This is a genomic window from Pseudomonas sp. KUIN-1, assembly GCF_009176725.1.
GTDB classification, from domain to species: Bacteria; Pseudomonadota; Gammaproteobacteria; order Pseudomonadales; family Pseudomonadaceae; genus Aquipseudomonas; species Aquipseudomonas fragariae.
Window position 1 is genome coordinate 2,202,209 of record NZ_AP020337.1, and the last position, 14,995, is coordinate 2,217,203.

A 14,995-nucleotide genomic window follows, 5' to 3' on the forward strand; every position below is an offset into this window, starting at 1 on the left:
CTGGTCGCGTGCACAGCGCTGTATCACGAACCGAAACCGCTCCGCGCGGAGCATGGGCACGATGGTGTCTTTCCGGATACCTATCGTTCCTCACGCTCCAGTGTGAAAATGCCGTTCGTGACGCTCTGCGTCATACTCGATGCCGCGCCACGCGATCAACGCTTCGCTTGCTCGCGAAGAGGCCTGTCCAGCCCCGGAAATCAGGGCATCTGAACCATTGCCTTCGCGAGCAAGCTCGCTCCCACAGGGATTCCCATAACGCTGAGCTTAGATCAGAAATCCCCCCGCAAGGTCAGGACGTAGCTGCGCGGTTCGCCGTAGACGTTGGAGCGGTCGGTGGCGATCGAGGTGGTGTAGTACTTGCGGTCGAACAGGTTTTCGGCGTTGAGCGACACCTTCCAGTTTTCGTCCAGTTTCCATGACGCCCTGGCATCCCAGATGGCCCGGCCGGTCACGCCCAGCTCCTTGTTGGACGGCACTTCGTAACCCGAATCCGCCGACACTCCAGCACCCAGGGTCAGGCGGTTCCAGGCACCCGGCAGGTTGTAGCTGGTGTTGAGGCGCAGCATGTGTTTCGGTGTTTCGTAAGCCACATCCGAGTCGCCGTTGTTGCGCAGCATGTTGTAGGTGTAACCGCCGAACACTTGCAGCCCCGGCAACACTTCACCGCTGGCCTCGACATCGACGCCCTTGCTGCGGCTGATGCCATCCTGCAGATAACAGGATCCGTCGGAGCTGGTAGGGCACGTTGTAAGAGTATCCTGGGCCGCGAGATCGACAGCAGCGACATCTTTCTGCTTGATGTAGAACAGCGCCATCGACAGGTTCATGCGCTTGTCGAACAGCTCACCCTTGAAGCCGGTTTCGTAGTTGGAACCGATGGCCGGGTCCAGTGGCGAGCCGGCGGAGGTTACGTAGTTGGCCTGTGGCGTGAAGATGTCGGCATAGCTGGCGTACCACGACCAGCTGTCGTTGATGTCATAGATAACACCCGCGAAGGGCGTGAATTCCTGAGTCTGTTTGGACTCGTAATCCTTCGCCAAGCCGGTTTTGACGTCGTACTTGTAGTCATACCAGCTGAGGCGCGTGCCGAGCACCACGCTCAACGGTTCGCTCAGGTGAATGCGTGTGTTGGCATAAAGGCCCGCGCGTTCTTCGGTGGTGTCGATGTCGGTTTGCCAGGCCGGACGGGCTGGTTTGGCGAACGCGTTCTGGTCGACGTCGAATACGTTGATCGCGGTGCGTCTGGTCACCGTAGCCTGATGCGTGTTGGCGTTCTGCTTCGACCAGTCGACACCCAGGGTCACCTGATGTTCGAGGCCGAACGCGTTGAAGTTGCCTTCCAGCTGGCTGTTCAGACCGACGCTGTCGACCTCGTCCTTGCGAAACAGCGTGCCCTGAAAGTTGGAGCCCGCCAGCGTCACGGGATTCACTGCGCCCCGTGCGAAGGCAATGTTCTGATCGAAGCCACCCTGGGAATAGGTCAATGACGTGCGGCTGGTCCAGTCTTCATTGAAGCGATGCGCGACTTCGGTGAACACCTCGGTCATGTCGCTTTCATGGCGGTTCCACTTCTGCGCCAGGTTGGTCGAGCGTGACAGGCCCAGCGACTGGCCGTTGCTGTAGCGCGGCAGGCCATAGATCGAGTAGCCGTTGATGACCTGCTCCTGACGACGCAGGCTCATGGTCAGGGTGGTGTCGTCGCTCAGGTCGGCTTCGACGATGCCGTACAGCAGCGGCGTGCGGCTGTCGCGACCGTCCAGGTAAGAGCCGCTGTCATCGTAGGCCGCGACCATGCGCCCGCGCAGGGTGCCGGAATCGTTGAGCTTGCCGCTGCCGTCCAGGTCGACCCGGTACTGGTCCCAAGAACCGGCGCGGGTGGTGATCGAGAATTTGTTCTCGGCGGTCGGGCGTTTGCGCACCAGGTTGACCGCGCCGCCGGGCTGACCGGCACCGACCAGCAGCCCTGACGCGCCGCGCAGCACTTCCACGCGGTCGTAGATCGCCATGTCCGGCTGCATCCAGCCGGTGATCTGATAGCCCTGGCCGCCAATGCCGTCGACCAGGAAGCTTTCCGCCAGCAACGAGAAGCCACGCGAGGTGTACACGTGGCCGCCGAAGTTGCGGTACTGGAAGGTGATACCCGGGGTGTCTTCCAGCACGTCGCTGAGGCTGGTGAGGTTGTTGTCATCCATGACTTGCCGGGTCACCACGCTCACCGATTGCGGTGTTTCGCGTAGCGATTGCGGTGCACCCTTGCCGATACTCACCGCGCCGGTGGTGTAGGAACCGGTGCCGTCGGTGGTGGTGCCCAGGTAATGCGAGTCGATTGCGGTCGGGGCCAGATTGACCGTGCCCGTCGTGTTCGAATCGTCTGCGACAGTTTCCTGCGCCTGGCCGGCCACCGGCATGCACAGCGCAAGACCCATGGCCGCCATGGATGGCCGGGAGCGGAACATCTGACTGAGCATCAACGCTTTGCTGAGCGGGGTGAGTCGTGACGGGTTGTGCATGAATTGGCTCTTTCCAGTGAGTATCGGCAAGGAGATCGGGGGCGTCGTTCAGGTCTGCGCAGTCGGGTCCAGCCGTCGACCGGGCAGGCATGAGCCACTTTTTTATGGGGCGGTGCGCGAGAGATGGCTGGGCACGCAATTCGCTGTTAATGAGAACGAAAGCGAATAACGTTTATTTAATGGTTTTTTCAAAATCCACGAAAAAAGATGGCGCTTGGCTAGTAATTGAGCGTGGCGCGGAATGCACAGGCAAAAAAAAGCCCCGCTCGCGGGCTGGCCGGGCGGGGCGTTCCAGGCTTGGATGAATCACGCCGGAATGGTTTTGTCGCGGGTTTCGCTGTGAACCTGTTCGACCTGAATCTGCCCGGTCTGCATCCGCACCAACTGATCGGCAACGTAGAAATAGCGGTCGTCATGGGAGATCACGATGATGGTCTTGCCCTGTTGCTTCAGTTCCGGCAGCAGCTCGGTGTAGAACACGCGACGGAACGCCGGGTCCTGATCGGCGGCCCACTCGTCGAAGACCAGCACCTGACGCTCGTCCAGCCACGCATTGATCAGTGCCAGACGCTTGCGCTGACCGGTCGACAGATCGGTGGTGGTGAAGACACCGTTCTCGATGCTGACCTTGTGCGCGATGTCCAGGCGCTCCAGGTACTTGCCCGCGTCCTGCGGCAGCGCGGCCTGGCCCTGCAACGGCTCGTCGAACAGGTAGTAGTCGGCGAAAATCGTGGTGAACAGCTGGCGGTAGTCATCCAGGTTTTCCGCGGTAACGGCCTGGCCATTCAGGCGGATCTCACCCTGTTGCGGGGTGTACAGGCCCAGCAGCAGCTTGATCAGCGTGGTCTTGCCACAGCCGTTCTCGCCGACGATGAACACGATGTCGCCCTGTTTGATGCTCAGGTCGACCGGGCCGAGGTGAAAGGCGTCGCTGCCTTCGACCGGCGGGTAGTCATAGCGCAGGTTGTGCAGTTCCAGCGTGTGCATGCTGGCCAGCGACGTCGGGCGGTCACTGACCAACAGGTGCGGTTCGGGGCTGGAGAATTTCCACGACAGCTCGGCGATGCGGCGCATGGCGATCTGCGCGCGGCTGATGCCGGGCAGGGCAGTCATCAGGCGCTCCAGCGGGCCTTTCATGTACAGCATCACCAGCACGAAGCCGCCCAGCACGGTTTTCTCGGTGGTCGGCCACATGGCCTGGAAGGCGATGGCCATGCCGATCACGGCAAAGAACAGCATCGAGCCGAAGGTTTCTGCGCTGACGAAGATGTTGGCAGCGCGAATGTTCGAGCGGCAGATGTGTTCAGTGGCCCCGTGAATCTTTTCGTCGAGCATGTTCTGACGACGTTTGCGCTGAATGCGCAGCTCCTTGGCGCCTGCGGACAGCGCCTGGTAGTGCTTCTGCAATTCGTCTTCGCTGTTGCGCGCCGCCAGAATGCTGCGCATGCCGAACGCATGCGCCAGGTATTGCGCGCCGGTGCCGAGCACCACGGTGAGCACTGTCAGCGCCAGAATCTGCCAGGACAGCACGGCCAGATAGGCCAGGCAGCCTAGTGTGACAGTAAACGAAATCACCATCGGTGCGACCGACAGGGCAAAGGTGCTGATGGTGTTGACGTCGTTGAGCAGCACCGGGATCAGGCGGTGCGCGCGATAGCGTTCCAGCTGCTCGATGGGCGCGACCAGCACCTTGGCCGCCAGCTCGCGGCGCAGGTTGGCGACGACTCGCTGGCCGACGTAATTGGTCGACAGGTTGGACAGGGTCGAACACGCCAGGGTCAGCACACACAGGCCGGCGAACAGCAGCGCGGTCTGCGTGTCCGGCCCGCCTGGCCTGTTCATCGCGTTGTTGATGGTGGCCAGCAGGCCGGTGACGCTCAGGCCGCTGACAATCCCCAGCAAGGTCGACAGCGCCACCAGCCACCAGAACGGCTTGAGGATTCTCAGGGTTTCCCGGGCGAGGCTTTCAGTTGTGCGGGTCATGGTGTGTCTCGTCAGTGTCCGTGAGTGCGGCTTGGGCTGGTTCAGGCCGGGGGCGCATGAAGTCCGTCAGAGGTCGCGGGCGACCCGGAAACCCAGCCAGTCACCCCGTACATCCGGCTGGCGGCTGTTGCGGTTGCCGGAGCGCGAGAAGATCGGCGCTTCGGTCCAGTCATTGCCGCGAATCATCTTCCAGGTGCAATCACCGGCCAGCCACGCGCTGCCATCGGTGGGCGCGCCGTTGTAGTTGCTGGTCTCGCAATCGGCGGTCCACTCGTAGACGTTGCCGTGGGCGTCGTAGATGCCGAAATCGTTGGGGCTGTAGCTGCCGGCAGGCGCCGTGTAGCTGAAACCGTCTTCCGGGCCGTAGGTGTTGGCGTGTTTGGCAATGCTGTAGGGCTTGCCTTCGTCCATCGGAAACGGGAACGAGCCCTTGCTGCCGCCGCGTGCCGCGTATTCACGCTGGGCTTCGCTGACCATGTGGTAGGACTTGCCGGTCTTTTTCGACAGCCATTCGACATACGCCTTGGCTTCGTTCCAGTCCATGCACACCGCAGGCTGACGCGGGCTCAGCGGGTAGCGCGGCTTGCCGGCCTTGCACTCGCGGCCCGGCCGGGTATCGCCGTCCGGCATCTTGTAGCCGGAGCTTTTGATATAGGCGGCCCATTCGCCAGCCAGTACCTGAAAGCGGCTGATGGCGAACGGTTTGGCGAAGGTCACGTCATGCAGCGGGCCTTCGTCCGGCTGACGACCCAGTTCCTCTTCGGGCGCCCCCATGGTGAAGGTGCCCGCAGGCAGCACGACCATTTCCGGGCAGTCCTTGCAGTCCTTGAACACCTTACCTGGCGCGGATACCGGCGTGGCGGCCAGGGCGCTGTCGCAGAGCAGAAGGCCGAGCAGGGCGGACAGGGGCAGCAGTGTTTTTTTCATGTCGGGTCTCGATGGAAAACGGAAAACAGGTGATCGGTGAATTTGTGTCAGGCGCGCCGGGCGAGCAGCGTCATGAAACGATCGATTTCGGCTTCGCTGTTCAGCAGTCCCGGCGCGGTGCGCACCACGGGGCCGACGTCGCGACTTACCGCGTCAACGACCATGCGCTGCTTCATCAGCCAGGCCGCCACGTCGTCGCACGACTGGCCCTTGAGCCGGAAGAAGCTGAAGCCCGCCGACAGCGCAGGGTCCACCGGCGTCACCAGCTCGACATTGGGCTGAGCCTTGAGGCGCTGCTTGAGGTAACTGTTGAGCTGGTGAATGCGTGCCTGCACATCGGCCTTGCCCAGTTGCAGGTGCAGTTTGAAGGCCTCGTTCAACGCCCAGCGGTGTTCGAACGAGTGGTAGCCACCGGGCGTCATGATCGTGCTGAAACCGGTGGCTTCCGAGAACGTCGGGATCAGCGGCGTGAGGTCCTTGACCTGTTCCGAGCGGGCGCAAACGATGCCGGTGCCGCGCGGGCCAAACAGCCACTTGTGGGTGCCGGCGACATAGAAGTCGCACCTCATCTCCGGGAAATCGAGGTTCTCGACGCCAAAGCCATGCACGCCGTCGACCACGTAGAGAATGCGCTCCTGGTCGTCACGGTTGCGATTGTGTTCCTCGACCAGATCGCCGATGGCCGCGATGGGCAGTTTCACGCCGCTGCCGGACTGCACCCAGGTCATGCCCAGCACCCGCGTCTTCGGCTGAATGCTGCGCGCGATGGAGCCGATGATTTCATCGGCCGAGACGGTCGCCGGGTCCTTGAACAGGCGAATCTTGCGCACCTGCGTGCCGTCGCGCTGCTGACGGAATTTGAGGATATCGCGGACGCAGGAATGCTCGTGTTCGGTGGTCAGAATCTCCTGATCCGGGCGCACATGGAGACCGCCGTAGATGATTGCCAGGCCTTCAGTGGTGCTGCCGGTCAGGGCGATCTGGCCGGGTTGGGCGTTCAGGTACTTGCCCGCCCAGACGCGAACCTCGTGTTCGCGGCGCTCGGTCTCTCCCAGGTCCCAGTCCATGGCCAGACCGGGATTACGGTCGATATGCGCACGATGCTGTTCGATGGCCTGGCGAACCGGTGCAGGGTGCGAGGTGACCAGAAAATTGGAGAGGTGGACGTAATCCGGGTCCTGATTGAACAATTGTTTCAGGCGCGTCCATTTGTCCGTGGAGGCCGGCTGAGTCGCTGGCGTCACGGCTGCCGTTGCAAGGCCGGAGCCCAGGGGCAGGGCCGCCGCGAGCAGCCCGGCCTGTTTGAGGAAGGTTCTGCGATCAGTCATGAGCGTCTGCGCCTGAGGGTCGGGTAGCGGCGTTTGAGAGATTCATGTGCTTCATATCCGGACGGGCAGCAGCCTGAACCTGCTCCCAGACGCGCAGGAAATTGCCGCCCCAGAGCTTGGTGATATCCGCTTCGGCATAGCCGCGTTCGATCAGTTCGGCCGTCACATTGCGGATTTCGCTGACATCGTTGAAGCCTTTCACGCCGCCGCCATCGTTGAAGTCGGAGCTGATGCCGACGTGGTCGATGCCGATTTTGCGGACGGTGTAATCGATGGCGTCGACGAAGTCCTGGACCGTGGCTTTGGGCTCCTCCTCGAGAATCGCATACAGCTTGCTGGCATAGGCGCCGAAGCGTTGTTCCGGCCAGACGGTGATGATCGGGTCGCCGGGCATCAGTGCCATGGCCAGGTTCGGCAACGGCGGCAGGTCGAAGTCCTTGCGCAGCGCGTTGAGCTTGTCCTGAGTCTTCTGGCTCAGCGGCTTCAAATAGGCCGGGAACGCCACGATCTGTACCACGCCGCCGCTGCGCTTGATGAGCTGCAGTTCCTCGTCGCTGAGGTTGCGCGGGATGTCCACCAGCGCACGCGGCGCCGAGTGCGAGGCGACCATCGGCGTGCGGCTCAGCTCGCTGACCTGTTGCAGCGCCTTGCTCGACATCTGTGACACGTCGATGATCACGCCCAGATCGTTGAGGCGTTGCACTGCCTGCCTGCCGATCTCCGACAGGCCGCCCAGTGCGTCGGGCGTGTCATTGAGAAAGGGCAGGGGACGTGAAGAGTCGGCCCAGCTGTTATTGCCGACATAACTGAAACCGAACATGCGCATGCCGCGTGCGGTCCAGTGGTCCAGCAGGCTCAGGTCATTGCCCAGCGGGTAAGCGTTGAGCATGCTGATGAAGATCGCAAACTTGCCTTCGCCGTGCAGGCGGCGCATGTCGTCCGGGGTGTAGGCGATGCCGACCTGATTGGGGAAGTCGCGAACCATGCCGGTGATGATTTTGTAACGCACTTCCTGCTGATGGCGTGCTTCGTCGACGAAACCGGGTGTCGGACGATGCGGGGCGTTGTCGCCGTTCCAGATCTCCGGCCAGCCGAATACCGTCAGTGCAGCCCCGGACAGGCGTCCGCGCGCGGCTTTCACCAGGTCGAATTGCCCCGAGCCGTCCTTGTCGGCTTCGTTGCCCTCGCTGCCGAATTTCATCGGCACGGTGATGTGGCTGTCGAAGGAAATGATCCGCTCCTGCAGGTCGTCGGCCTGTTGCATAACCTTGACCGGGTAGCCTGCTGGCGACCAGTAATTCCAGGCCAGAAAGCCCGTACCTGCACTGATGGCCAGGGCCAGCGGCAGGCCGATGAAGAGAGCTTTTTTCCAACGCGGTCTTGTCATTTCCGTCTCGTGTGGTTAACCGTTGCGCAGCCTGCGACGGCTGTTGCTATCTGGTGGAGAACGAGCGGGTCGCCGATAAATTTAGCGCGGGGTCATGGATGTGTGTGCAGCGCTAAATTTGTCTGCCGGGTTTACGTTCTAGCTTGGATAACGGCTGTCTCGGGGCTGGAACAGGTAGGGTAATGACGATTTCTCGACGAGGGTTCATAGCGGGGCTGGCGCTGACCGGTGCGGCAGTTCCGGCAGCGTATTACGCGCATCGGGAACTCACCCGGGTCGACCTGCCCGAAACGCCGGGCGAAGCGACGGCGGGGCCTGCCGATACCGCCACTCAGCGCCTGGCCGACAAGCTGCGCGGGGTGTGGACCCTGCGTTTCGAGGGGCGCGATGCCGGGCTGAGCGGTGCGCCGCTCGAAGGCCTGGAAATGTTTCTCGACATTGCCCCGCGCGGTCGCGGCCTGCGCGGCTATATCGACACGGCCGAACGATTGCGCAGCGATGGACTGCCGCGTTTTCGGGTGATTGGCGATCTGCAACCGGCCAACGCCGCAAGACTCTACCTGCGGGTCATGGACGGCCATGCCGGCAATGACCCGCACAGCGACAACCCGGATTACGAATTCAGCCTGACCCTCGATGAAGTCTGGGGCGCATTCGGTAACGCAGGCAGCGGCACCCTGAGCGGGCGTATCGAACGTCTGGACCGAGCGCTGGCCCTGCCGGAACTGGAAAGCCGTCTGATCGCGATCAAGCAGGTGTTTCCAGAGGCGCGGGAAAGGGTCGGTCTGAGCCCGCCGTTTCTGGCCTGGCTGGTGTCCAGGGAGCATCGTCTGTTCCATCAGCTCTGGCATGCCTCGCGAGACAAATGGCACAAACTGCCCGAAGACAAGCGTGACGCCCTGCGCGGCATTGGCTGGCAGCCGGGCCCGCGTGAGCATGAGCGCGATGCGCGTGGCCCGCACAAGGACCGCAACGGCTCGGGTGAAGACTTTTTTTATATGCACCGGCACATGCTGATCCAGGCACGCAGGATTCAGGACTTGCCGTCATGGCCGCGCTTTCCACTGCCGCAGCCTGAGCTGGAGCGCGACCGCCTGGGCTTTGCCCGCTATTTCGACAATCACGACGGTTGTTCGCTGCCGCCCAACTGGCTGGCGCACGGTGACGAGGAATACACCCAGCTGGTCAGCGATATCAAAAGCCACGAGACGTTTCATACGCATTTTCAGGTCTGGGAGTCGCAGTATCGCGATCCGCGCTTCTTGTCGAAGTTGACGTTGGGGCAGTTCGGTTCGCAGGTCGAGCTGGAACTGCACGACTGGCTGCACATGCGCTGGGCCTCGGTGGCCCGCGACCCGGCCAACGGCCAGCCGGTGCCGATGGCACGTCGTTCGGATGATTTTGCCGAGCGCTGGTTCGAGCCGGAAAACGACTTTCTCGCCGACCCGTTTTCATCGCACGTGAACCCGGTGTTCTGGATGTTCCACGGCTGGATCGACGACCGCATCGAGGACTGGTTCCGCGCCCACGAGCGCTTCCATTCGGGTGAGGTGAAGCGCCTGGAAGTCAACGGCGTGCCATGGTTTGCGCCAGGCCGCTGGGTGAATGTCAGCGACCCCTGGCTGGGGCCGGACACCCACGGTTGCAGCACCGTGCCGGGTCAGGCGGCGGGCACGACCATGGAAATGGACCCGGAAGTCATGAAGCTGGCGCTGCGCATCACGTTCGCCGCGGATGACAAACTGAGCAACCTGCTACGCCGCGTGCCCCGCAGGCCGTGGTATGCCAGGAATTTGTTGCCGGACAGGTGGTTCTGACCAACGGCATTGGAGGTTATCGTTCCCAGCGCTCCGGCTTTGGAGTGCCGTCCATGACGTTCTGTGGCGCAAGAGGACGCGGAGCGTCCGGAAAGGCATGCGACGCGGAGCGTCGCACGATAATGAGTTGTTCGCGCAGACCGACGCAGTGCTTCAGCACGGAGTTGAGATTATCGTTCCGCACGCTCCCGCGTGGGAATGCAGGTCTCGACGCTCTGCGTCGCAAGAGGACGCAGAGCGTCCAGAACGGCATGCGACGCAGAGCGTCGCACGATAATGAGTTGTTCGCGCAGACCGACGCAGTGCTTCAGCACGGTAGTCGGGATTATCGTTCCTTGCGTGGCGCTCAGTGCACCTGCCAGCTCCCACCCAGTGCCTTGTACAGCGCAATGCTCGCCTGCAGGCGCGCCAGCCGCAGTTGCACACTGACATCCTGCGCCAGGTACAGCGTGCGCTGGGTTTCCAGTACGGTGAGCAGGTCCTCGGCGCCTTCCTGATAGCGGCTCTGGGCGATGCGGAAGGCAGTTTGTGCCTGTTTGAGTTCTTCTTCGTGCCAGTAGCGCTGTTGATACAGGCCGCGAATGCTGTTCAGGGCTTTTTCCACGTCGGCGAAGCTGTTGATGATCGCGCCGCGATAGGTTTCCAGCAGTTCCTCCTGACGCGCTGTGGCCTTGTCGCGCTCGGCAGCCAGGCGGCCATTGTTGAAGATCGGCCCCACCAGCCCGGCAGCGAGGCTGCTGAACGGTGCACGCAGCCAGTCTTCGGCGCGGGTGTTTTCGGTGCCCAGCCTGGCGCTCAGGGTCAGTTTCGGCAGCATGGCGGCGCGGGCGACGGTGACATTGGCCTGTGCCGCTGCCAGGTCAGCCTCGGCCTTGGCCAGATCAGGGCGGCGGGTCAGCAACTCGCTCGGTACACCTGCGCCGATGTCCGGCCAGTTCAGGGTGTCGAAGGGCTGATCCGCGAGGTGCAGATTCTGCACCGGCTGACCGAGCAAGGCCGCCAGGGTGATCAACTGCTCGTTGGCCAGTTGCTGAACGCGGGGCAGTTCACGCTGCTGGGTTGCAACCAGATTCTTCTGCTGTGCCAGCTCCAGTGCCGTTGCCGAGCCCGATTCATAGCGGGTCTGCACCAGGCGCAGCACGTCTTGCGCGTTGGCCAGATTCAGCTCGGCAATCCGCCCTTGCTCGCGCGCCGCCAGGGTTTGCGCATAGCGGTCGGCGACGTTGGCCAGCAGGGTCAGCTCCACGGTCGCCTGATCGAACTGGCTGGCGCGCAGGCCTTGCAGTGCGCTGTCGCGTCCCGCTGCGATGCCGCCCCAGAAATCCACTTCATAGCTGGCGGTCAGGTCGCTGGTGAAATTGTTGGTGTTGTTGTCGTCGGAAGGGTTGGCCTTGCGGTCGCTGTTGCGCAGGAACCGGTTACGTTCGCCGCGCAGGTCAAAGGCCAGTTCCGGCAGCAAGGGCGCGCCGCCGATGATGGCGCTGGCCTGTGCCTGACGAACCCGCGCCATCGCCGCAGCGACTTCGTGGCTGTCGCGGCTGGCCTGTTCGATCAGGCGATCCAGCTGCGGGCTGCCGAACTGCTGCCACCAACGCACATCGCTGCGCTGTGCGGCGGCGTTTTCGGCAAACGCCCAGCTTGCCGGTGGCTGGATGCCGCTGTCCGGCGACGGGGCAGGCGTCTGGCAGGCGCTCAGCAACAGGCAGGCAGTCAAAACGGAGAGACTCGGCTTCATTGATCGATCATTCACTGGTGAGGGCCGCGACCGGGTCGAGGCGGGCAGCCTTGCGGGCCGGCATGAAACCGAAGGTCACGCCGGTGATCAGGGCGCAGACAAACGCCCCGGCCACGGCCGGCAGGGTGAACGCCACGGCCACCTTACTCAGCAGCAGCGCTGCGCCCATGCCCAACGCCAGCACGATACCGGCCAGCCCGCCGACCACGGAAAGCATCATCGCCTCGGTGAGAAACTGCCGCAGGATGTCGCTTTGCCGCGCGCCGGTGGCCATGCGGATGCCGATTTCACGGGTGCGTTCGCGCACCGTCATCAGCATGATGTTCATCACGCCGATACCGCCGACTAGCAAGGAAATGGCGGCAATCGAGCCGAGCATCAGCGACAGGGTGTTCTGGGTGCGGGCTTCGGCCTGGATCATCGCGGCGTTGTTGGTCAGCTCGTAATCCTGTTTGCCGTGATGCAGCTGTTGCAGCAGGTTGCGTATCGACTGTTCAGCCTGTTTGACATTGTTGGCGTCGCGGGTGGCGATGGTGATGTACTCGGGGTCCTGTGTGCCGAACAGGCGGATGCTGGCCGACGAGTAGGGGATGGCGATGCGATTGTCGCTGTCCAGATCGCCCGATGTGGCGCCTTTTTCCTGCAGCACGCCGACCACCTGAAAAGGCACGTTTTCGATCAGGATGTACTGGCCGACAGGGTCGCTCTGCTCACCGAACAGTTTTTGGCGAACCTTGTAACCAATCACTGCCACGGCGGCTGCGTTCTGCTCATCCGCCTCGCTGAAATAACTGCCTTCCACCACCGGCCAGTTGAAGATCGCCGGAAAGTGCGTGTCATTACCGCCGACGTAACTGGAATGATCGAGGTTGCCGTAGCGCACCCCGGCCTGGCCGCCGTTGACCGGCATGATCATTTTCACCTCGGGCAACTCGCCCAGCGCAGCGACTTCCTCCAGGGTGATGACGCCCTTGGGCGCACGCGGGTTGGGCGCCTTGCCGTTGAGGTAAATGATGTTGGAGCCGAACGAGGACATCTGCGCCATGACCTGACGTTTGCTGCCTTCGCCGACAGCCAGCATCACCACCACCGACGCCACGCCGATGACGATTCCCAGCAAGGTCAGCGCGGTTCGGAAGCGGTTGATCCACATCACTCGCCACGCCGCCCGAATCGCGTCGAACAGTTCGCCTTGCCAGGCGCTTTGGCTGCCGCTGCCTTCGCTCAGACGCTTGCGCAGGTCGACCGCCTGCAGCGCGGCTGGATTGACTGAGCGCTGCACGTCAGAAGCACCTTGAGCCGTATCACTGATCACCAGCCCATCGCTGATCTCGATGACCCGTTTGGCGCGCGCCGCCACTTCGCGATCATGGGTGATGAGGATCACTACATGGCCCTGGCTCGCCAGTTCGTCGAGCAGAGTCATGACCTCCGCGCCACTGTGGCTGTCCAGCGCACCGGTGGGCTCGTCGGCGAGGATGATGTGCCCGCCATTCATCAAGGCGCGGGCGATGGAAACCCGTTGCTGCTGGCCGCCGGACAACTGGTGCGGCCGATTGCCGGTGCGCGACGCCAGGCCCAGTCGGTCGAGCAGGGCGGCGGCCCGCGCGTGACGCTCTGCGGCGGGCGTCCCGGCGTAGATCGCCGGCATCTCGACGTTTTCCTGCGCCGAGCCGGACGGAATCAGGTGGTAGCCCTGAAACACGAACCCGAACGCCTCGCGGCGCAGCCAGGCGAGTTCGTCGCTGCCCAGCGCGGCGACGTTTTCTCCGGCGAACAGGTATTCGCCCGAGGTTGGACGGTCCAGACAACCGAGGATGTTCATCAGCGTCGACTTGCCGGACCCGGAAGCGCCGACAATCGCCACGAACTCACCGGTATGAATCGACAGATCGATGCCGCGCAGCACGTTGACCAGCGGGCTGTCGCCTCCGCCGTAGGATTTGCGAATGCCTCGCAGGTCGATCAGCGGCGTGCGCATTCAGCCCCCGCTGCCGACAGAGGCGGGCACCAGCAGGCGCTCACCTTCATTCAGGCCGTCGAGTACCTGCACGCGCAGGCGGTCGCTGATGCCGGTGCGTACCTGACGGTTCTGCACCTCGCCATTGGCAGACAACACCTGGGCGGTCTGCCGATCGGTCTGCGCTCCGTTTCGCAACGCCGCGAGTGGCGCGGTAAGTGTGTTCTCGGCTTTATCGGCGACGAAAAATATCTGCGCGGTCATTTCTGCCATCAGCGCCTGATCGCTGTTATCCACGTCCAGCAGCACGGTGTACAACACCACCCGGCCACCGCCGTTCTTGCGCGCACTGCTCGGGCTGCCGCCGCCCTGATTGGCTTGATCCAGCGGCCTGGGCGGTACTGGCAGGATCTGTCGCACGGTGCTGCTCCAGCGCCGGTTGCCGCCGCTCAGGGTGGTGAAATAGGCAGTCATGCCGGGTTTGACATGGCCGATATCGGCTTCCGAGACCTCGGCCCAGACCGTCATCGGCGACAAGCGGGCGATGCGCAGAATCAGCGGCGTCTGTTGTTGTGCGTTCAGCGTCTGGCCTTCACGTGCGTCGAGGGCCACCACTGTGCCGCTCATGGGCGCGAAAATACGGGTGTAGCCCAGCGCTGCTTCGTCGCTGCGCAGGGCGGCCTGGGCTTCGAGAATCTGCGCCTTGAACATGTCGACCCGTGCCTGGGTGGCGCGAAATTCCGATTCCGCAGCCTGCACGTCCTCGGCCCGCGTGGCACCGCCTGCGGCGAGGCGCTTCTGGCGCTGCTGCTTCTGTTCGGCCAGTTCGTGCAGCGCACGCTGTTCCTGCAATTGCGCCTTGAGGTTGTCGATGGCGTAGCGTGCGGCGTCGAGCTTGGCTTTTTGCGTCGAAGGATCGATTTCGACCAGCAAGTCGCCTTCCTTGACCTGATCGCCGACCTGCGCGTGAATCTTCATGATCTGCCCGCTGGCCTGCGAGCCCACGTCCACATAACTGCGCGGCTGCAGGGTACCCAGCGCCGTGACGCTGTTTTCGATCGTGCCGCGGGTCACCGTCACGGTTGCGGCGCTGTTTTTGCTGTCGGGCAGGATCTGCCAGGCACACACGGCAATGACCGGGAACAGGCACAGCGCCACCAGGAGGGCGCGTCGAGGATGTCGAGAGCGTTTCATGCAGATTCCTGCGCTGGGAGATCAGTCGGTCGATGAACGACGGCCACGAGAGCTGCCCTTTAAACGAGGCGTGCCGGCAGGAATTTAGCGTCGATCACGGGTTGTCCGGTTCGGCTAAACATCAGCGTCCGTGTTCCGTTTAACGAGAGCG

At 62.9% G+C, this 14,995-nt stretch carries 9 protein-coding genes; 1 reads left to right on the forward strand and 8 read right to left on the reverse strand.

Annotated features, from left to right (window positions below; all coding sequences use genetic code 11):
- Positions 1-272: 272 nt before the first annotated feature.
- The 5 genes from KUIN1_RS10260 to pvdM all read right to left on the reverse strand — a co-directional run bounded on the left by KUIN1_RS10260 (position 273) and on the right by pvdM (position 8,138).
- Positions 273-2,513, reverse strand: coding sequence for a TonB-dependent siderophore receptor (locus KUIN1_RS10260; protein WP_152091972.1), 2,241 nt, complete (start codon positions 2,511-2,513; stop codon positions 273-275).
- 306 nt (positions 2,514-2,819) lie between these two features.
- Complete coding sequence (locus KUIN1_RS10265; protein ID WP_024659945.1) at positions 2,820-4,496, reverse strand: cyclic peptide export ABC transporter; 1,677 nt, start codon at positions 4,494-4,496, stop codon at positions 2,820-2,822.
- Between the two features lie 66 nt (positions 4,497-4,562).
- Entirely contained in the window at positions 4,563-5,423 is an 861-nt protein-coding gene (pvdO, locus tag KUIN1_RS10270; protein WP_024650675.1) for a dihydropyoverdine dehydrogenase, read from the reverse strand.
- Positions 5,424-5,470: 47 nt separating this feature from the next.
- Complete coding sequence (gene pvdN, locus KUIN1_RS10275) at positions 5,471-6,751, reverse strand: pyoverdine-tailoring periplasmic protein PvdN (protein ID WP_096127024.1); 1,281 nt, start codon at positions 6,749-6,751, stop codon at positions 5,471-5,473.
- Positions 6,744-8,138, reverse strand: a complete 1,395-nt coding sequence (pvdM, locus tag KUIN1_RS10280) for a pyoverdine-tailoring dipeptidase-like protein PvdM (protein ID WP_103378971.1) — start codon at positions 8,136-8,138, stop codon at positions 6,744-6,746. Before pvdM ends, pvdN begins: the two co-directional genes overlap by 8 nt.
- Before the next feature lie 182 nt (positions 8,139-8,320).
- Here pvdM and pvdP point away from each other — a divergent pair, with 182 nt between their 5' ends.
- Positions 8,321-9,955: a pyoverdine maturation tyrosinase PvdP gene (pvdP, locus tag KUIN1_RS10285; protein WP_152091973.1), complete on the forward strand. Its 1,635-nt coding sequence runs from the start codon at positions 8,321-8,323 to the stop codon at positions 9,953-9,955.
- Between the two features lie 346 nt (positions 9,956-10,301).
- Here pvdP and KUIN1_RS10290 read toward each other — a convergent pair whose 3' ends face one another.
- From KUIN1_RS10290 to KUIN1_RS10300, 3 genes are read right to left on the reverse strand one after another with little or no spacing between them, the layout of a single operon-like run.
- A complete protein-coding gene (locus KUIN1_RS10290; RefSeq protein ID WP_024650596.1) occupies positions 10,302-11,690 on the reverse strand; it encodes an efflux transporter outer membrane subunit in 1,389 nt (462 codons plus the stop codon).
- A 7-nt stretch (positions 11,691-11,697) separates the two neighbouring features.
- The gene (locus KUIN1_RS10295; protein ID WP_024650597.1) at positions 11,698-13,671 is read right to left on the reverse strand and encodes a MacB family efflux pump subunit; all 1,974 of its coding nucleotides are present in this window, start codon (positions 13,669-13,671) and stop codon (positions 11,698-11,700) included.
- Positions 13,672-14,844, reverse strand: coding sequence for an efflux RND transporter periplasmic adaptor subunit (locus tag KUIN1_RS10300; protein ID WP_103378974.1), 1,173 nt, complete (start codon positions 14,842-14,844; stop codon positions 13,672-13,674).
- Positions 14,845-14,995 lie beyond the last annotated feature (151 nt).

What these genes read in the sequence shown, in the direction of transcription:
- KUIN1_RS10260 (WP_152091972.1), bottom strand. Translation starts at nt 2,513, where the DNA reads ATGCACAACCCGTCACGACTCACCCCGCTCAGCAAAGCGTTGATGCTC.
- KUIN1_RS10265 (WP_024659945.1), bottom strand. Translation starts at nt 4,496, where the DNA reads ATGACCCGCACAACTGAAAGCCTCGCCCGGGAAACCCTGAGAATCCTC.
- pvdP (WP_152091973.1), top strand. Translation starts at nt 8,321, where the DNA reads ATGACGATTTCTCGACGAGGGTTCATAGCGGGGCTGGCGCTGACCGGT.
- pvdO (WP_024650675.1), bottom strand. Translation starts at nt 5,423, where the DNA reads ATGAAAAAAACACTGCTGCCCCTGTCCGCCCTGCTCGGCCTTCTGCTC.
- KUIN1_RS10290 (WP_024650596.1), bottom strand. Translation starts at nt 11,690, where the DNA reads ATGAAGCCGAGTCTCTCCGTTTTGACTGCCTGCCTGTTGCTGAGCGCC.
- pvdM (WP_103378971.1), bottom strand. Translation starts at nt 8,138, where the DNA reads ATGACAAGACCGCGTTGGAAAAAAGCTCTCTTCATCGGCCTGCCGCTG.
- KUIN1_RS10295 (WP_024650597.1), bottom strand. Translation starts at nt 13,671, where the DNA reads ATGCGCACGCCGCTGATCGACCTGCGAGGCATTCGCAAATCCTACGGC.
- KUIN1_RS10300 (WP_103378974.1), bottom strand. Translation starts at nt 14,844, where the DNA reads ATGAAACGCTCTCGACATCCTCGACGCGCCCTCCTGGTGGCGCTGTGC.
- pvdN (WP_096127024.1), bottom strand. Translation starts at nt 6,751, where the DNA reads ATGACTGATCGCAGAACCTTCCTCAAACAGGCCGGGCTGCTCGCGGCG.